Source organism: Pseudomonas sp. NPDC087639, assembly GCF_044743385.1.
GTDB lineage: Bacteria > Pseudomonadota > Gammaproteobacteria > Pseudomonadales > Pseudomonadaceae > Aquipseudomonas.
Map to the genome: position 1 here is coordinate 1 of NZ_JBIUWI010000081.1, position 17,502 is coordinate 17,502.

Annotated in this window: 16 protein-coding genes and 1 pseudogene; 12 read left to right on the top strand and 5 right to left on the bottom strand. The window is 59.5% G+C overall.

Annotated elements, in window-relative coordinates; all coding sequences use genetic code 11:
• The 7 genes from ACIOVB_RS24120 to ACIOVB_RS24150 form a co-directional block, all read left to right on the top strand.
• Positions 1–838 (top strand): phosphate ABC transporter substrate-binding protein PstS family protein (locus tag ACIOVB_RS24120; protein WP_401271892.1); only part of this gene is annotated, 838 nt, incomplete at its 5' end.
• 422 nt (positions 839–1,260) lie between these two features.
• Complete coding sequence (locus ACIOVB_RS24125; protein WP_401271903.1) at positions 1,261–3,294, top strand: ABC transporter permease subunit; 2,034 nt, start codon at positions 1,261–1,263, stop codon at positions 3,292–3,294.
• A gap of 16 nt (positions 3,295–3,310) precedes the next feature.
• Positions 3,311–4,981 (top strand): phosphate ABC transporter permease PstA, encoded by a 1,671-nt coding sequence (pstA, locus tag ACIOVB_RS24130; RefSeq protein WP_401271893.1) that lies wholly within the window; start codon positions 3,311–3,313, stop codon positions 4,979–4,981.
• Positions 4,982–5,113: 132 nt separating this feature from the next.
• Positions 5,114–5,947 (top strand): phosphate ABC transporter ATP-binding protein PstB, encoded by an 834-nt coding sequence (gene pstB, locus ACIOVB_RS24135; RefSeq protein ID WP_187677153.1) that lies wholly within the window; start codon positions 5,114–5,116, stop codon positions 5,945–5,947.
• A gap of 72 nt (positions 5,948–6,019) precedes the next feature.
• The gene (gene phoU, locus ACIOVB_RS24140; protein ID WP_007954334.1) at positions 6,020–6,781 is read left to right on the top strand and encodes a phosphate signaling complex protein PhoU; all 762 of its coding nucleotides are present in this window, start codon (positions 6,020–6,022) and stop codon (positions 6,779–6,781) included.
• A 166-nt stretch (positions 6,782–6,947) separates the two neighbouring features.
• A complete protein-coding gene (locus ACIOVB_RS24145) occupies positions 6,948–7,904 on the top strand; it encodes a response regulator (protein ID WP_401271894.1) in 957 nt (318 codons plus the stop codon).
• 127 nt (positions 7,905–8,031) lie between these two features.
• A complete protein-coding gene (locus ACIOVB_RS24150; RefSeq protein ID WP_187677151.1) occupies positions 8,032–8,928 on the top strand; it encodes a M23 family metallopeptidase in 897 nt (298 codons plus the stop codon).
• A gap of 185 nt (positions 8,929–9,113) precedes the next feature.
• Here the strand turns inward: ACIOVB_RS24150 and ACIOVB_RS24155 are convergent, their stop codons facing one another.
• From ACIOVB_RS24155 to phoB, 3 genes are all read right to left on the bottom strand, one after another.
• Positions 9,114–10,454, bottom strand: a complete 1,341-nt coding sequence (locus tag ACIOVB_RS24155) for a hemolysin family protein (protein WP_116028549.1) — start codon at positions 10,452–10,454, stop codon at positions 9,114–9,116.
• A 123-nt stretch (positions 10,455–10,577) separates the two neighbouring features.
• Positions 10,578–11,864 carry a phosphate regulon sensor histidine kinase PhoR gene (gene phoR, locus ACIOVB_RS24160; RefSeq protein ID WP_222944015.1) on the bottom strand — a complete coding sequence of 429 codons (1,287 nt, stop codon included), beginning with the start codon at positions 11,862–11,864 and terminating at the stop codon, positions 10,578–10,580.
• Between the two features lie 74 nt (positions 11,865–11,938).
• Complete coding sequence (gene phoB / locus ACIOVB_RS24165) at positions 11,939–12,628, bottom strand: phosphate regulon transcriptional regulator PhoB (protein ID WP_007896474.1); 690 nt, start codon at positions 12,626–12,628, stop codon at positions 11,939–11,941.
• Between the two features lie 151 nt (positions 12,629–12,779).
• Between phoB and ACIOVB_RS24170 the strand changes: the two genes are divergently transcribed.
• The gene (locus ACIOVB_RS24170; protein WP_401271895.1) at positions 12,780–13,166 is read left to right on the top strand and encodes a hypothetical protein; all 387 of its coding nucleotides are present in this window, start codon (positions 12,780–12,782) and stop codon (positions 13,164–13,166) included.
• 50 nt (positions 13,167–13,216) lie between these two features.
• Here the strand turns inward: ACIOVB_RS24170 and ubiA are convergent, their stop codons facing one another.
• Together ubiA and ACIOVB_RS24180 are read right to left on the bottom strand one after the other, a co-directional pair.
• Positions 13,217–14,107 (bottom strand): 4-hydroxybenzoate octaprenyltransferase, encoded by an 891-nt coding sequence (ubiA, locus tag ACIOVB_RS24175; protein WP_401271896.1) that lies wholly within the window; start codon positions 14,105–14,107, stop codon positions 13,217–13,219.
• Positions 14,107–14,667, bottom strand: coding sequence for a chorismate--pyruvate lyase family protein (locus tag ACIOVB_RS24180; RefSeq protein WP_401271897.1), 561 nt, complete (start codon positions 14,665–14,667; stop codon positions 14,107–14,109). Before ACIOVB_RS24180 ends, ubiA begins: the two co-directional genes overlap by 1 nt.
• Before the next feature lie 200 nt (positions 14,668–14,867).
• Between ACIOVB_RS24180 and ACIOVB_RS24185 the strand changes: the two genes are divergently transcribed.
• The 4 genes and pseudogenes from ACIOVB_RS24185 to ACIOVB_RS24200 all read left to right on the top strand — a co-directional run.
• Entirely contained in the window at positions 14,868–15,035 is a 168-nt protein-coding gene (locus tag ACIOVB_RS24185; protein ID WP_003437744.1) for a rubredoxin, read from the top strand.
• Positions 15,036–15,055: 20 nt separating this feature from the next.
• On the top strand, positions 15,056–16,204 hold the full coding sequence (locus tag ACIOVB_RS24190) for an NAD(P)/FAD-dependent oxidoreductase (protein ID WP_401271898.1): 1,149 nt from the start codon (positions 15,056–15,058) through the stop codon (positions 16,202–16,204).
• A gap of 190 nt (positions 16,205–16,394) precedes the next feature.
• A complete protein-coding gene (locus ACIOVB_RS24195) occupies positions 16,395–16,670 on the top strand; it encodes an HU family DNA-binding protein (RefSeq protein ID WP_401271899.1) in 276 nt (91 codons plus the stop codon).
• 651 nt (positions 16,671–17,321) lie between these two features.
• Positions 17,322–17,426, top strand: a pseudogene (locus ACIOVB_RS24200) (hypothetical protein); the annotation flags it as partial.
• Positions 17,427–17,502 lie beyond the last annotated feature (76 nt).

A 17,502-nucleotide genomic window follows, 5' to 3' on the forward strand; every position in this document is an offset into this window, starting at 1 on the left:
CACGCCCCGGGGGGCCGAGAACGACACGAACGCAGACCCGAACGTAACCCGCCAGATTCAGGCCGCTGGCTCCGCCACTGCGCCACCTGCGCTGACTGAAGGCACCTCGAACCTGGGCCCGATGAGCCGCAAGATGAAGGACACCGAACTGGCGGCCTTCGAGCAGAAGTACGGCTACAAGCCAACCGCAATCCCGGTTGCCGTGGACGCCCTGGCTGTATTCGTACACAAGGACAACCCGATCCAGCACCTGACCATGGAACAGGTTGACGCGATCTTCTCGTCCACCCGTCTGTGCGGCGCCAAAGCCGACGTGAAAACCTGGGGTGAGCTGGGTGTAACCGGTGACCTAGCCAACAAGCCAGTGCAACTGTTCGGCCGTAACTCGGTATCCGGCACTTACGGCTACTTCAAAGAAGAAGCCCTGTGCAAAGGTGACTACAAGCCAAACGTCAACGAACAACCAGGTTCGGCTTCGGTCGTGCAGTCGATCAGCTCCTCGCTGAACGGCATCGGTTACTCGGGCATCGGCTACAAGACCGCTAGCGTGAAGACCGTGCCTCTGGCGAAGAAGGGCAGCACTGACTTCATCGAAGACACCGAAGAAAACGCCCTGAACGGCAAGTACCCGCTGTCGCGTTTCCTCTACGTTTACGTCAACAAAGCCCCGAACAAGCCTCTGGCCCCGCTGGAAGCCGAGTTCGTGAAACTGGTTCTGTCCAAACAGGGCCAGGAAGTTGTAGTCAAGGACGGTTACATCCCGTTGCCAGCCAAAGTCGCTGCCAAAGCACTGGCTGACCTGGGCTTGCAAGAAGGCGCTGCAGTCGTAAAGAAGTAACAAATTGAGTCCGGGGTGAACCCCGTCGGACTCAAGTGAAAGGCCGGATCTGCCCGCAGACCGGCCTTTTACACACCTCAAATTTTCGATCCTCTGCCAGCCCCGCTGGCGGTGGATTTGCTGCGTCACTGCACTGTCATCTTTCTGTCATACAGGATCGCTAGGGTGAGCGCATGAATGATCTGGCCAATTCCCAAATGACTACTAATCCTCCCAAGCGCATTGATTTCAATACGCCTGAGCTGCAACGCAAGCGCCGCATTCGCGCGCTCAAGGATCGCTTCACTCGCTGGTACGTCCTCGTTGGCGGTCTGGCGGTGCTGGCAGCCATCACCCTGATCTTCTTCTTCCTCGCCTACGTGGTCGCGCCGTTGTTCCAGGGCGCTGACCTGGAGGCGAAAGACTCGATCACTCCAGCCTGGATGCAGGACGCCGGCAAGCCGCTGATGATTTCGCTCGAAGAGCAGAATCAGGTGGCCATGCGCGTTTCCGACAAGGGCCAGGCATTGTTCTTCGATATCGACAGTGGCGCTGAACTGAAGCGCGTCGATCTGCCGCTGCCCGCCGGTGCAACCGTGACCTCCATTGGTGAAGACCAGCCAGGTCATCCGCTGGTTGCCGTGGGTCTGTCCAACGGTCAGGCGCTGGTGTTCCGTCACACTTATAAGGTCAGCTACCCCGACGGCAAGAAAACCATCACCCCGGCCATCGAATACCCGTACGGCGAGGCGCCAATCGCGCTGAACGAAGCGGGCGGTGCGCTGGAGCATGTCAGCCTCAACGCCACCGATACGACGCTGATGCTGGTGGGTTCGACCGGTTCGCAACTCAATGTGCTGTCGCTGACCAGCGAAGAAAACATGATGACCGGCGAAGTCACCAACGAGCAGAAGCGTATCGATCTGCCGCAAATGACTGAGCCGGTTAAAAACATCTTCGTCGACCCGCGTCAGCAATGGTTGTACGTGGTCAACGGTCGTGCCCAGGCGGACGTATTCAGCCTGCGCGACAAGAGCCTCAACGGTCGCTACAAACTGCTGGAAAACGCCGATACCGAAGTCACTGCGACCACACAGCTGGTGGGCGGTATCTCGCTGATCGTCGGTGACTCCAAGGGCGGCCTGGCCCAATGGTTCATGGCCCGCGACACCGATGGTGAGCTGCGTCTGAAGCAGATCCGCACCTTCCAGATGGGCACCACGCCGATCGTTGAAATCAGCGCCGAAGAGCGTCGCAAAGGCTTCGTTGCCCTGGATGCCAGCGGTAAGCTCGGCGTGTTCCACAGCACCGCGCACCGTACTTTGCTGGTTGACCAAGTGGTCGAGGGCCCGGGCCTGTTCGGTCTGTCGCCGCGTGCCAACCGCGTGATCGTCGAGTCTGGCGGCAAGCTGCAACCGTTGCTGCTCGACAACCCGCATCCGGAAGTTTCCTGGAGCGCGCTGTGGAGCAAGGTCTGGTACGAAAACTACGACGAGCCTAAATACGTCTGGCAATCGACCGCGGCCAACACCGACTTCGAACCAAAGCTGAGCCTGTCGCCACTGACCTTCGGCACCCTGAAAGCCGCGTTCTACGCGATGCTGCTAGCCGCGCCTCTGGCCGTTGCCGCCGCGATCTACACCGCGTACTTCATGGCCCCGGGCATGCGCCGCAAGGTCAAACCGGTGATCGAACTGATGGAAGCGATGCCGACGGTGATCCTCGGTTTCTTCGCCGGTCTGTTCCTCGCGCCGTATGTCGAAGGGCATCTGCCGGGCATCTTCAGCCTGCTGATGCTGCTGCCGATCGGCATTCTGGTCGCCGGTTTCGCCTTCAGCCGTCTGCCTGAGTCGATCCGCCTGAGAGTCCCGGATGGCTGGGAAAGTGCGCTGCTGATTCCAGTGATCCTGTTTGTGGGCTGGCTGTCGCTGTACATGAGCCCGTACATGGAGAACTGGTTCTTCGGCGGCGACATGCGCATGTGGATCTCCCACGACCTGGGCATCACCTACGACCAGCGCAACGCTCTGGTGGTCGGTCTGGCCATGGGTTTTGCGGTGATCCCGAACATCTATTCGATTGCCGAAGACGCCGTGTTCAGCGTGCCGCGTGGCCTGACCCTCGGTTCGCTGGCCCTCGGTGCCACACCGTGGCAGACCATGACGCGTGTGGTGATCCTGACCGCCAGCCCGGGCATCTTCTCGGCGCTGATGATCGGCATGGGCCGTGCGGTCGGTGAAACCATGATCGTGCTGATGGCCACCGGTAACACCCCGGTCATGGAAATGAACCTGTTCGAAGGCCTGCGCACCCTGGCCGCTAACGTCGCGGTGGAAATGCCGGAGTCGGAAGTCGGCGGCAGCCACTACCGCGTGCTGTTCCTCTCGGCGCTGGTGCTGCTGATGTTCACCTTCGTCATGAACACCCTGGCAGAACTGATTCGTCAGCGTCTGCGCAAGAAATACTCGTCGCTTTAAGCAAAGGTAGAAGTCTGTGAAACAGAACTCCCTGAAAGGATGGTTCAAGAGCGGCGCCCCGGGCGTCTGGATCAGCGGTGGCGCGGTGTCCATCGCGGTCATCATGACCATTGGCCTGCTGGCGGTGATTGCCGTGCGCGGTCTGGGTCACTTCTGGCCGGCGGATCTGATCCACGCCAGCTACGACGTACCGGGCCAGGCCCAGCACCTCGTGATCGGCGAAGTGGTACAGAAGGAAGAAGTGCCCCGTGCCCGCCTGAAAAGCGCTGGTTTGCCAGTGCCGGACGAAGGCCCGGAATTCATGACCCGCGAGCTGATCAAGGTCGGCAACCGTGACCTGAACGGCAACGACTTCACCTGGATCGTCGGCGAGTGGCTGACCAACCAGAAGACGCCGCCAGAGCTGATGGCGCTGGAGCGTCGCGAGTGGGGCAACTTCTACGGCTACCTGGTCAACGTCAAACAGGACGGCAAGGTCATCGCCGAAGGCGAAGCCGCATGGCCAGAGCTGCAAGCGCGGATCAACCGTGTGAACGGCCTCGCCGCGCAGCTCAAGTCGATGGAAAAAGTCGATATCGGCGCGATCAACGCAGGGCTGGAACGCATCCGTCTGCACGGTCGCAAGCTGGAACTGGAAGGCAAGCTCGACGCCACCGCGCAAGCGGACATGGAATCCGAGCGCGCCGAACTGAACGCCCGTTATCAGGACATCGAAGCGCGTCTGGCCGATCTGCATGCGCAGTTCAACCGCGATGCGCTGACGGCTCGCGATGCCAACGGTAAAGAGATCGAAATCGGTCTGGGCAAAGTGGTTCACGCTTACCAGCCGAACGACATGAGCACCTTCACCAAGGTCGGTTTCTACTTCAGCAAGATCTGGGAATTCCTCTCCGACGATCCGCGTGAAGCCAACACCGAAGGCGGGATCTTCCCGGCGATTTTCGGCACTGTGATGATGACCCTGATCATGGCGATGATCGTTACCCCGTTCGGCGTACTGGCGGCGGTGTACCTGCGTGAATACGCCAAGCAGAACACCCTGACGCGGATCATCCGTATCGCGGTGAACAACCTGGCGGGCGTTCCGGCGATCGTTTACGGCGTGTTCGGTCTGGGCTTCTTTGTGTACGTGTTGGGTGGTTCGGTCGACCGCTTGTTCTTCCCCGAAGCACTGCCGGCACCGACCTTCGGTACGCCGGGCCTGCTCTGGGCTTCGTTGACCCTGGCGTTGCTGGCGGTGCCCGTGGTGATCGTGGCCACCGAAGAAGGCTTGGCGCGGATTCCTCGCACCGTGCGTGAAGGCTCGTTGGCCCTCGGCGCGACCAAGGCTGAAACCTTGTGGAAGATTGTGATCCCGATGGCCAGCCCGGCCATGATGACCGGCATGATCCTCGCCGTGGCCCGTGCCGCCGGTGAAGTGGCGCCGCTGATGCTGGTAGGTGTGGTGAAACTGGCGCCGTCGCTGCCGGTGGATGGCAACTATCCGTACCTGCACCTGGACCAGAAGATCATGCACTTGGGCTTCCACATTTATGACGTCGGGTTCCAGAGCCCGAACGTCGAAGCCGCACGCCCGCTGGTGTACGCCACGGCGCTGTTGCTGGTGCTGGTGATTGCGACACTGAACCTGTCGGCCGTTTATATCCGTAACCATCTGCGCGAGAAGTACAAAGCGCTGGATAGCTGATTTCTTATGTAGGAGTGAGCCTGCTCGCGATGGCAACACCGCGGTTTCATAGACAAACCGCAGCGCCTGAATCGCGAGCAGGCTCACTCCTACAAAAAACCGAACCGAATTTGTTAGCACAGGGAGCCTCCCATGCAGCACGAAACACATAGCCACGGCATCAACATGTCTGCCTTGGGCCGCGACAAGCAGAGCCTGAATCTTGAACAGGAAACCGTGGCCATTGAAGTCCCGGGCCTGAACCTGTTTTACGGCGATAAACAAGCGCTGTACGACGTCAGCCTGAACATCCCGAAACAGCGCGTGACTGCCTTCATCGGCCCGTCCGGCTGCGGCAAGTCCACACTGCTGCGTACCTTCAACCGTATGAACGATCTGGTTGACGGCTGCCGCGTCGAAGGCGCGATCAACCTGTACGGCAACAACATCTATCGCAAAGGCGAAGACGTTGCTGAACTGCGTCGTCGCGTCGGCATGGTGTTCCAGAAGCCCAACCCGTTCCCGAAAACCATCTACGAAAACGTGGTTTACGGTCTGCGCATTCAGGGCATCAACAAGAAGCGCATCCTCGACGAAGCCGTTGAGTGGGCGTTGAAAGGCGCGGCACTGTGGGACGAAGTCAAAGACCGTCTGCACGAGTCCGCACTCGGTCTGTCCGGTGGTCAGCAGCAGCGTCTGGTGATCGCCCGCACCATCGCGGTTGAGCCGGAAGTGCTGCTGCTCGACGAACCGTGCTCGGCCCTCGACCCGATCTCGACCCTTAAGGTTGAAGAGCTGATCTACGAGCTGAAATCCAAGTTCACCATCGTTATCGTGACCCACAACATGCAGCAGGCGGCGCGGGTGTCCGACTACACGGCGTTCATGTATATGGGCAAACTGGTGGAATTCGGCGACACCGATACCCTGTTCACCAATCCGGCGAAGAAGCAGACCGAAGACTACATCACTGGTCGCTACGGCTAACAGTTGCGGGTTATTCACAGAATTTGATGCTGCGGCCCACCGCACCTTACCGGACGCTCCAAGGACGCCAACATGATTAGTAAAGAAGGCCTTACCCATCACATCTCCGCGCAGTTCAACGCCGAGCTTGAGGAAGTGCGCAGCCACCTCCTGGCCATGGGCGGGCTGGTGGAGAAGCAGGTCAACGACGCGGTGACCGCTCTGATCGAAGCCGACTCCGGTCTGGCTCAGCAGGTGCGCGAGATCGACGACCAGATCAATCAGATGGAACGCAACATCGACGAAGAATGCCTGCGCATTCTGGCCCGTCGTCAGCCGGCGGCGTCTGACCTGCGGCTGATCATCAGCATCTCCAAGTCGGTGATCGACCTTGAGCGCATCGGCGACGAAGCGACCAAGATCGCCCGTCGTGCCATTCAGTTGTGTGAAGAAGGCGAAGCGCCGCGCGGTTACGTCGAGGTTCGCCACATCGGCGACCAGGTGCGCAACATGGTTCGCGATGCGCTGGACGCGTTTGCCCGCTTCGACGCCGATCTGGCCTTGTCGGTGGCGCAGTACGACAAGATCATCGACCGCGAATACAAGACCGCCCTGCGTGAGCTGGCCACCTACATGATGGAAGACCCGCGCTCTATCTCGCGGGTCTTGAGCATTATCTGGGTGCTGCGTTCGCTGGAGCGCATCGGCGACCACGCGCGCAATATCTCGGAACTGGTGATCTATCTGGTGCGCGGCACTGACGTTCGCCACATGGGTCTCAAGCGCATGAAGGAAGAAGTTGAAGGCACAAGCGGCGAAACCGCTAATGTTCCGGGCGATGCTGACGATAAGTAAGATTGCCTGAGAAAAGCGCCCGGCCCTTTGGCCGGGCGTTTTTGTTAGGGGCTTTCGAATTAAAAAGCAGCACCCGCGAACGAAAAGTCCCGGCGTGACTGAAGATTGTTGGCAATGTGCCATCAGCAAAGCGGTATGCTTGCCGGGATTTTTATAGGGGTGTTGGATGAGCAAGATCAGTGTGTTGGTCGTGGACGATGCTTCGTTCATTCGTGACCTGGTGAAAAAGTGCCTGCGTAATTACTTCCCGGGGATCCGCACCGAGGACGCCGTCAACGGTAAAAAGGCTCAGGCCATGCTGGCCAAGGAAGCGTTCGACCTGGTTCTGTGCGACTGGGAAATGCCGGAAATGTCCGGCCTCGAACTGCTGACCTGGTGCCGCGAGCAAGACAATCTCAAGACCATGCCATTCGTGATGGTCACCAGCCGTGGCGATAAGGAAAACGTGGTGCAGGCGATTCAGGCCGGCGTTTCCGGCTACGTCAGCAAGCCGTTCACCAACGAGCAACTGCTGACCAAGGTCAAGCAGGCGCTGAACAAGGTCGGCAAGCTCGACACCTTGATGAACAGCGCGCCGACCAAGATGAACTCGGCATTCGGCAATGACTCCCTGAGCGCGCTGACCGGCGGCAAGCCTGCCGTGGTCGGTGGTGCGCCGGCGGCCGCTGCGGTCAACCCGTTCGCCAAGCCGGCTGTTGTCGCGCCGACACCAGCCGCTGCGCCGTCTCGTGGCTTGCTCAACAGCCCGCCAGTCAAAGCGTCAGCTGCCTCGGCAGCGCCTGCAGGTGGTCGTGGTCAAGGCCAGTTGCGCCTGCCAAGCGGCAATCAGCAGTGTGTGATCAAGGCCCTGAGCATCAAGGAAGCGCTGTTGGTGGTGAAGCGCACCGACACCCTGCCGCAGATCCTCGACAGCGCCGTGCTCGACCTGGAGCAGGGCGACAACGCCGAAATCGCCCGCCTCAACGGTTATCTGCACGCCATCGTCGCCTTTGAGCAGAAAGCCGACAGCGACTGGCTGCAACTGACCTTTCGTTTCGTCGACCAGGACGCACAGAAGCTCGACTACATCTCCCGCCTGATCGCCCGCGGCACGGCGCAGAAGCACTTCGTTCCCGGCGCTTGATCAAAGCTTTACGCTGATCGTTCCCACGCAGAGCGTGGGGACGATCATTTGAAACATCTGTCGACTAGCCTGGTCTGCTTCACCTGCTAGGCTCTTTCCCAGGCCTTACTTCGACAGACTCTTGCCCATGCTCGCGCGCCTGCTGTTTTTCTGTGGTCTTTTCATGGCCTCCACCTCGACTGTGGCCATGACCATTTACAAATCCACCGATGCCAACGGCGTGGTCTCGTACAGCGACCGTCCGAGCAAAGGCTCGCAGGTGTTCGTCTTTCAGGATCGGATGGTCGAACGCCTCGAGCGGCAGGTCTATCTCGACATCAAAAAGCAGAAGGGCGTCGACGTGGTGTTCGTGCGCAACGATCTGTATGCGCCGGTTGAGGTGGCACTGGCGTTTACCGAGATGAGCAATGTACGTGGCGCACCGGCTCAAACCATCCGCCGGGTGTTGCCGGCACGCAGCAATACGCGGTTAGCGTTGCTGAAGGCGATTACCGGCGGCAAACCGCTGGTGTATACGCCTCAGTTTCATTACGCCCTGGGTGACCCTGCCGGAACGGCTCAGGGCTATCGCTATCCACTGCCATGGCGTGGCGGACCGTTCCGCTTGAGTCAGGGCGCCGAGGGCCAATACAGCCATTACGGGCCGAAGAACAAATATGCGATGGACATCGCCATGCCGGTCGGCACGCCGATCATTGCCGCGCGGGCAGGGGTGGTAGTGAAAACCGAGAATTCGCAGAGCGGACGCGGTACCGACCCCTCCGGCAACTTCGTGCGGGTGCTGCACGATGACGGCACGATGGGCGTGTACCTGCATCTCAAGCAAGGGTCTGTAAGCGTGCGCGAAGGGCAGCGGGTGGTGGTGGGCAGCCCGTTGGCGCTGTCGGGCAACACCGGCAACAGCAGCGGCCCGCACCTGCACTTTGTGGTGCAGCGCAATACCGGGTTGGGGTTGGTGTCGATCCCGTATCAGTTCAACCAGCCGCTGGGGGCGTTGCCCAACTTTGCGTTGGGCAAGCAGTAGAACCGTTAGGGGGCCGCTGTGGAGGGGCTTTTGTGGTGAGGGGATTTATCCCCGATGGACGGCGCAGCCGTCCCAAAATCATTGAAGGCATTGAGTCAGGAGTTACGCTTTGCAGATTACAGGGCCGCTCCGCGACCCATCGGGGATAAATCCCCTCACCACAGAAGCGTCCTCCAAAACACCCATCAATCCAGCATCAACACCTTGGCCAGCACAATCTTCGGCCCTTTCATCTTCTTGATGATGATCCGCAGGCCTTCGACTTCCAGCACTTCTTCCTCTTCCGGCACCCGTTTCAGGGTTTCGTAGACCAGCCCGGCGAGGGTTTCGGCTTCGATGTGGTCAAGGTCGATACCCAGCAGGCGTTCAACCTTGAACAACGGCGTGTCGCCACGCACCAGTAGCTTGCCCGGTTGATAGGCGAGGATCCCGCGTTCAGCCTTGCGGTGTTCGTCCTGAATGTCGCCGACCAGCACTTCCAGCACGTCTTCCATGGTCAGGTAGCCGATGATGTTGCCGTCAGCCTCCTCGACCACGGCGAAGTGCGAACCGCCCTTGCGGAACTGCTCCAGCAACTGCGACAGCGGCATGTGCCGCGACACGCGCTCCAGCGGCCGGGTCAGTTCAGCCAGGTTGAACGACTCGGGAATGTGATCCAGCGCTGCCAGTTCCAGCAGCAGATCCTTGATGTGCAGCAGGCCGACGAACTCCTGACGTTCGCTGTCGTACACCGGATAACGGCTGAACTTGTGGCGACGGAACATCGCCAGGATTTCTTTCAGCGGGGCGTTGAATTCCAGAGTGATCAGGTCTTCCCGGGAGTTGGCCCAGTCGACCACTTCCAGTTCACCCATTTCCACCGCCGAGGCCAATACGCGCATGCCTTGGTCGCTCGGGTCCTGGCCACGGCTGGAGTGCAGGATCAGTTTCAGTTCTTCGCGGCTGTAATGGTGTTCGTGGTGCGGGCCGGGTTCACCTTGGCCTGCGATACGCAAAATGGCGTTGGCGCTGGCGTTGAGCAGGTAAATCGCCGGGTACATCGCCCAATAGAACAGATACAGCGGCACCGCTGTCCACAGCGACAGCAACTCGGGTTTGCGGATCGCCCATGACTTCGGTGCCAGCTCGCCGACGACGATGTGCAGGTACGAAATCACGAAGAACGCAGCGAAGAACGACACGCCTTTGATCACTTCGGGCGACTGCACGCCAACGCTTTCAAGCAATGGCTCGAGAATGTGCGCAAACGCCGGTTCACCAACCCAGCCCAGACCAAGAGAGGCGAGGGTGATGCCGAGCTGGCACGCCGAGAGGTACGCATCGAGCTGACTGTGGACGGTGCGCAGGATGTGTCCGCGCCAGCCGTTCTGTTCAGCGATGGCCTCGACCCGGGTCGAGCGCAGTTTGACCATGGCGAATTCCGCCGCAACGAAAAAGCCGTTGAGCAAAACCAGGATCAGAGCAAAAAGGATCATGCCGAAATCGGCGAAAATTGTAGCGAGGGACAAGCCAGGGGAAGGGTCCATGATGGAGTTTTGCGGGTTCCGTGTGATTCGTAAGAGAGAAGAAGTCGCGCCTGAAAGGCAGGCGCAAGTCCGCCAATGTAGCGGCTGACTGGGCGATTGCCTAGTGGCGCGTGCCGGCCGGTATCACTCGGCTGCGCTGATCGCCCGTGCCTGAGCCACCTGAGCCGGGGCGAAATGGCAGGTGAACGTGCTGCCATGACCGGGCACGCTGCTGATTTCCATGCGTGCACGGTGGCGCAACAAGACGTGTTTGACGATGGCCAGGCCTAGGCCGGTGCCTCCGGTGTTGGAGTTGCGGCTAGAGTCGACGCGGTAGAAGCGCTCGGTCAGGCGCGGCAGGTGTTTGCTGTCGATGCCGATTCCCGAGTCCTGCACGCTCAGGTGCGCGCCATGTGCGTCACCCCACCAGCGAATGCGGATATTGCCCTCGGCCGGGGTGTACTTCACCGCGTTGAACACCAGATTGGAGAACGCACTGCGCAGTTCCGCCTCGCTGCCCTTGAGCAACAGGCTGGCGTCGGCTTCAAGAGTGATGCGTTGGTTTTTCGACCCGGACAATTGCTGCGCGTCGCTCGTGATCGATTGCAACAGCGTGTCGATCTGTATCGGTTGGTTGTCGGACGGATAATCGGTGGCTTCCAGCTTAGCCAGCAGCAGCAAGTCATTGAGCAGCGTCTGCATGCGTCCGCCCTGTTGCTGCATCTGCTGCAAGGCGCGGCTCCAGCGCGGGTTCACTTCCTCAACGTTGTCGAGCAGGGTTTCCAGATAGCCGCAGATCACCGTCAGCGGCGTGCGCAGTTCGTGGGAGACGTTGGCGATGAAGTCTTTGCGCATCTGTTCCAACTGATGAATACGCGTGACGTCGCGCACCAGCATCAAGTGTTCATTGTTGCCGTAGCGGGTCAGGTACAGCTGAATACGCACGCGATCGTTGGTTGGCGAGGGGATTTCCAGCGGCTCGGCGTAGCTGTCCTGTTCGAAGTATTCCTTGAAGCGCGGATGCCGTACCAGGTTGGTCACCGGTTGGCCGCTGTCTTGCGGGGTCTTGAGGCCGAGCAGGGTTTCGGCGGCGCGGTTCCACCATTCCAGATTGCCGTCGCTGTCGAGCATGATCACCGCGTCTTTCAGCGCGGCGGTGGATTCCTGCACCCGGTCGATCACTGCTTGCAGGCGTCCGCGCACCCGTTGGTCGCGGCGTTGCAGGTGATAGATGCTGTCGAACACTTCGCCCCACAGGCCATAGCCATCGGGCGGAGCTTCATCGGGTTGGTGTAGGCGCAGCCATTCGTGCAAACGCAGCAATTGCTTGAGCGTCCAGGCCAGGTAAATACCCAGGCCCGCCGCGAGGCTCCAGCCGTAATAGCCGGTGATCAGGCCGATCACCAGACAGGCGGTGACCAGCAGCAGCATGTGGCGAATCAGGGTGCCATGCCAGTTTTGATTCACGGAAATTACAGTCCTTGTCAGCGAGTCTGGCGGTCGGGTCAGGCCTTGGTGGAAAACCGGTAGCCAGTGCCGCGCACGGTTTGTACCAGATTTTCGTAGGCGTCGCCGAGAGCCTTGCGCAGGCGTCGGATGTGCACGTCGACGGTGCGCTCTTCAACGTAGACGTTGCCACCCCAGACCTGATCCAGCAACTGGCCACGGGTGTAGGCGCGTTCCTGGTGGGTCATGAAGAATTGCAGCAGACGGTATTCGGTCGGGCCCATTTCGGCAGGCTTGCCGTCGATGGTCACGCGGTGGCTGATCGGGTCGAGCAGCAGGCCACCGACTTCGATCGGCGCTTCGCCATCGGTCGGACCGGCGCGGCGCAGCACGGCTTTGAGGCGTGCAACCAGTTCACGCGGGGAAAACGGTTTGGTGATGTAGTCGTCGGCGCCGACTTCCAGGCCCTGGATCTTGTTGTCCTCTTCGCCCTTGGCGGTGAGCATGATGATCGGGATGTCTCCGGTCAGCTCATCACGCTTCAAGCGGCGGGCCAGCTCGATGCCGGAGGTGCCGGGCAGCATCCAGTCGAGCAGGATCAGGTCCGGTTTGCGGTCGACGATGATGGCGTGCGCCTGCTGCGAGTTCTCCGCCTCGAGGCAGTCATAGCCGGCCATCTCCAACGCAACGGCGATCATTTCGCGAATGGGCGCTTCGTCGTCGACGATCAGAATGCTCCTGCCAACCATGCCTTAATCCTCTTGTCATTTAACTGTCTTGCGCCGCATTAGATAACGGAATTATTGCAGTCGTGTGACAGTATTTTAGTCGCCCGGCGGTGGGAGGGATCCTGAACTAAGCTTTAAGTCCGAATCCTGACAACCGCAAAAGAAGGTTTCCATGACTCAGATGACTGCTTGCTTCAAAGGTTTGCTGCTTGCCGCCGCCCTGACACTGCCCGGACTGGCGATGGCAGCAGAACCGGCCATGATGAAAGACGGCATGATGGTCGATCACAAAGGCATGACCGTTTATACGTTCGACAAAGACGCTGGCGGCAAGTCGATGTGCACCGGTGAATGCGCGAAAAACTGGCCACCGATGATGGCGCCGGCGGATGCCACGGCTGAGGGCAAATGGAGTGTCATCAAGCGCGATGACGGCATGATGCAGTACGCCTACGACGGCAAGCCGCTGTACACGTTCGTGAAGGATGAAAAACCTGGAGAAAAGAAAGGCGACATGATGAAAGACATGTGGCACGTCGTGCATATGTCGCAGAAATAACTGCGATTCCCTGTGGGAGCGAGCAAATTCGCTCCCACAGGTTTTGCGGATTAGCGCAACGCGTAATCCAGCACAATCCCCACAAAAATCGCCAACCCGGCCCAGTGGTTGTGCAAAAACGCCTGGAAGCAACGCATCCGGTCCTTGCTTCGGGTGTACCAGAACTCCCACGCGTAACATCCGGCGGCCACCAGCAGACCGAGATGGAACCAGATCCCCAGTTCGAACTTCGACCCCGCCAGCAACAGACAGCCCAGCGACAGCGCCTGTAAGGTCAAAATGATCACCCGATCCGCCTCGCCAAACAGAATCGCCGTGGATTTCACGCCGATCTTCAAATCGTCATCCCGATCGGTCATCGCGTAATAGGTGTCGTAACCCACCGTCCACAGCAGGTTGGCGATCCACAGCAACCACGCGGCGGCGGGCACTTCGCCGGTCTCGGCGGTGAACGCCATCGGCATGCCCCAGGAAAACGCCGCGCCCAGCACCACTTGCGGGTAATAGGTGTAGCGCTTCATGAACGGATAGGTGAACGCCAGCGCCAGGCCGCCCAACGACAGCCAGATCGTCGGCGCGTTGGTGCACAGCACCAGCAGGAAACTCACGCCCATCAGGATGGCGAAGAACACCAGCGCCTCTTTCGAGCTGATCTTGCCGCTGGCCAGCGGCCGTTGCGCGGTGCGTTTGACGTGGCCGTCGACCTTGCGGTCGGCCCAATCGTTAATCACGCAGCCACCGGCGCGGGTCAACACCACGCCGAGGACAAAAATCACGACGTTGGCCAGCGACGGCGAACCTTTGCCAGCAATCCACAAGGCCCACAAGGTCGGCCATAGCAACAGGTAAATGCCGATCGGCTTGTCCATGCGGGTCAACTGAATGAAGTCCCAGGCGCGCGGGTTCAAGCGGTTCAGGGACTTGAGCAGGCTCTGGTACATCAGCAGTTCTCCGGATGGGCGCGGGCGGCGTGCCACAGGCTCGGCAGGAAGATTTCGGCGACCAGTACGCTCAGTGCGCCTCGGTCGAAACGTGAACGACGGCCCCACAGCTCAGGGGCGCGAGAGGCTTGCGGCAGCCAGACTTCGGGGTAGCGACAGACTTCGATGGCGCGGCGCTGGAAGGCATGATCGCAAAACAGCAGTTCACCCAGCGAGCGGCTACCCAACTCATCCATGTGCAAACCGTCGCCCTGCAAGGCGCTGCGCGAGGCCACGCTGCGGGCGAACACCCAGGCCTCGCCATGGCCACGCAAATACACCTCACGCACCCAGCCTTCACTGCCTTCGGCCAGATCCAGCGCGGAGCATTCGTCCGTGCGCAAAGTGTCCCAGCCTTCGAACAGTGGCGTGACGCTGAAGCCATCGTTGGACAGACGAGTCAGGCGGCGAGTCAGGGAACCTTCGTCGAACAACCAGTCGAGGGTCGACGAATCGGGGAGGGGCGTCAGTCGGCTTTGAGTCAGCCAGAGCGGGGCCGGGCAGGCATTTGAATGTTGCACAATGAGTCATTATTGGCCGCAAATGAGGCGGCGAGCTTACCATGGCGGGCCGCGAGATTGATTGATCCGGGAAGCCGTTGCGCCGAACAGGCTTGCATCTGCCCGGCACCATCAGTACAAAACGCGCTGAGCCGGATGGCAGAGCACCACCCATCGACCGTTCGCGCCGACAAAAGCCTGAAACCTGAGGAAGTACCTGAATGAAAAAGTGGCAATGCATCGTCTGCGGCCTGATCTATAACGAAGCCGACGGCTGGCCGGATGACGGCATCGCACCGGGCACCCTGTGGCAGGACGTGCCGGAAGACTGGCTGTGCCCGGACTGCGGCGTCGGCAAGATGGACTTCGAAATGATCGAAATCAACTGAGCAAACCCAAGGAGTAAGGCATGAACGCACCTGTCGTAATCATCGGCACCGGGCTTGCGGGCTATAACCTGGCCCGGGAGTTTCGCAAGCTCGATAGCGAAACCCCGCTGCTGCTGATTACCGCCGATGACGGCCGCTCTTACTCCAAGCCAATGCTTTCCACCGGTTTCGGCAAGAACAAGGACGCCGATGGCCTGAGCATGGCCGAACCGGGCGCCATGGCCGAGCAGTTGAAGGCCGAAGTGCGCACTCATACGCGCATCAGCGGCATCGATGCCGGCCACAAGCGCCTGTGGATCGGCGAAGAAGCGGTGTACTACCGCGACCTGATCCTCGCCTGGGGCGCGGAAACCGTGCGTGTGCCGATTGAAGGCGATGGCGCGGATCTGGTGTTCCCGATCAACGATCTTGAAGACTACGCACGCTTTCGCATCGCAGCGGCCGGCAAGCGTCGTGTGCTGCTGCTCGGCGCCGGGCTCATTGGTTGTGAATTCGCCAACGACTTGATCCTCGGTGGCTACGAAGTGCAACTGGTCGCGCCGTGCGAGCAGGTCATGCCGATGTTGCTGCATCCAGCGGCCGCAGCAGCGGTGCAGTCCGGGCTGGAAAGCCTTGGCGCAAAATTCCACCTCGGCCCGGTGCTGACCCGTCTGCACAAGGTCGCCGACGGCCTGGAAGCGCATTTGTCCGACGGTCAGGTCATTCCCTGCGACGTGGTGGTCTCGGCCATCGGCCTGCGCCCTCGCATCGATCTGGCGGCGGCTGCCGGCGTGCAGGTCAATCGCGGCGTCGTGGTCGACCGGCATTTGAAGACCTCACACGCCAACATCTACGCCCTGGGCGATTGCGCCGAGGTCGACGGGCTGAATTTGCTGTACGTGATGCCCCTGATGAGCTGTGCGCGAGCGCTTGCCCAAACGTTGGCGGGGAACCCGACAGCGGTGAGCTACGGCCCGATGCCGATCACTGTGAAAACCCCGGTGTGCCCGCTGGTGGTTTCGCCACCGCCACGGGGCAGCGAAGGTCTCTGGACAGTCGAAGGGCAGGGCGCCGACATCAAGGCGCTGTGTCATGGCACCGATGGTCAGTTGCTCGGATATGCCCTGACTGGCGCGGCCGTCATGGAAAAACTCGCCCTGAACAAACAGCTTCCTGCCCTGCTGGCGTAAATACCGGTCGTTCTGTCGGAATCACCCCGCTTTTGCCCCTACAAAGGTCGCGGGGAGACTGGCGCCGCCGGTATCCGCGTGCCATCCTCACTCCCGTCTGCCGCAGAGTAGAGCCTGCGGCGCCTTGGGCGCTGTTCCAACGAGAACAGCACGGACATAACAACAAAAAACCGTCAAAGGGGCTTCACTAATGCGTAAACCAGAACTCGCCGCTGCAATCGCTGAAAAAGCAGATCTGACCAAAGAACAGGCCAACCTCGTGCTCAACGCCGTTCTCGAAGAAATCACCGGCGCTCTGCACCGCAAGGACAGCGTCACGCTGGTGGGCTGCGGCACCTTCCTGCAACGCCACCGCGGCGCCCGCACCGGCAAAAACCCGCAAACCGGTGAACCGGTGAAAATCAAGGCCAGCAACACCGTTGCGTTCAAGCCAGGCAAATCGTTGAAAGACAGCGTTAATCCGTAATTGCGGCGAACTCCCTGAATAACGGGGAGAAGCGCAATGAAAAAATGGGCATACCGATTGCGGTCGGGTGCCCATTTTTTATGGATGTTGAGTTATCCGGAGATACGGTTTTTGTCCAGGTGTTAATACGCATTGGGTATTTGTTGCATTTGATAGCTATCGACTCGCCTAAATAATGACGGGATGCTCTATATATAAAGCCATCATAGTGATGGCACTTTTTTAAGTGCCTGTTGTCCATCTGCGTTTTGTTGAAACAATACCGAAATCTTTCGGAATCATCCTACAGCCAGATTTTTCAAAACTTGTCATGCTCTGCGCCGTTCCACTCAGGCGTTTTTTCGCGTGGTGAGCGGGAATTGGAACGAGCGCTCTAAATCGGGGTTTTCAGGTTGTCTCCACGCGTGCGTGGATATAAAGAAGGTATCGGGGATTCCCTGACTGAATATAGGGAAACCTCCTACAACAAATAAAGAACACTTCGTCTTGTTGTTTAACCAGATGCTTGCTAGTGGCCATCATAGTGATTACGATGCGCCCACTTGTAAGAGCACAACTCAATTGGATGAGCCGCTTCACCGCTCTTCGATACTGTCCCGCGCCGCTGTACTTCCAATAGGCGCATGACGTTATCCAAATCAAAGGCCATGGATGTCCTACTCAAGCAAACTTTCCGCCCATTACCTCGAACTCGCTAAAGTCTCTGTTTCCAAAGAGAATTTTGCGGGCGAAGACGTTCGTTTTTCGAGCGAATTCGAGGCGCGTTATTTAGAGCTTGGATTAGGGTATTAGTTTCTGGATTGGGGTATTTTTGTGTGGTTGAATTTTCTTT

What these genes read in the sequence shown, in the direction of transcription:
- ACIOVB_RS24190 (WP_401271898.1), top strand. Translation starts at nt 15,056, where the DNA reads ATGAACGCACCTGTCGTAATCATCGGCACCGGGCTTGCGGGCTATAAC.
- ACIOVB_RS24155 (WP_116028549.1), bottom strand. Translation starts at nt 10,454, where the DNA reads ATGGACCCTTCCCCTGGCTTGTCCCTCGCTACAATTTTCGCCGATTTC.
- phoR (WP_222944015.1), bottom strand. Translation starts at nt 11,864, where the DNA reads ATGCTGCTGCTGGTCACCGCCTGTCTGGTGATCGGCCTGATCACCGGC.
- ACIOVB_RS24170 (WP_401271895.1), top strand. Translation starts at nt 12,780, where the DNA reads ATGACTCAGATGACTGCTTGCTTCAAAGGTTTGCTGCTTGCCGCCGCC.
- ACIOVB_RS24125 (WP_401271903.1), top strand. Translation starts at nt 1,261, where the DNA reads ATGCAGGACGCCGGCAAGCCGCTGATGATTTCGCTCGAAGAGCAGAAT.
- ACIOVB_RS24185 (WP_003437744.1), top strand. Translation starts at nt 14,868, where the DNA reads ATGAAAAAGTGGCAATGCATCGTCTGCGGCCTGATCTATAACGAAGCC.
- phoU (WP_007954334.1), top strand. Translation starts at nt 6,020, where the DNA reads ATGATTAGTAAAGAAGGCCTTACCCATCACATCTCCGCGCAGTTCAAC.
- ACIOVB_RS24150 (WP_187677151.1), top strand. Translation starts at nt 8,032, where the DNA reads ATGCTCGCGCGCCTGCTGTTTTTCTGTGGTCTTTTCATGGCCTCCACC.
- ACIOVB_RS24195 (WP_401271899.1), top strand. Translation starts at nt 16,395, where the DNA reads ATGCGTAAACCAGAACTCGCCGCTGCAATCGCTGAAAAAGCAGATCTG.
- pstB (WP_187677153.1), top strand. Translation starts at nt 5,114, where the DNA reads ATGCAGCACGAAACACATAGCCACGGCATCAACATGTCTGCCTTGGGC.
- ACIOVB_RS24145 (WP_401271894.1), top strand. Translation starts at nt 6,948, where the DNA reads ATGAGCAAGATCAGTGTGTTGGTCGTGGACGATGCTTCGTTCATTCGT.
- phoB (WP_007896474.1), bottom strand. Translation starts at nt 12,628, where the DNA reads ATGGTTGGCAGGAGCATTCTGATCGTCGACGACGAAGCGCCCATTCGC.
- ubiA (WP_401271896.1), bottom strand. Translation starts at nt 14,107, where the DNA reads ATGTACCAGAGCCTGCTCAAGTCCCTGAACCGCTTGAACCCGCGCGCC.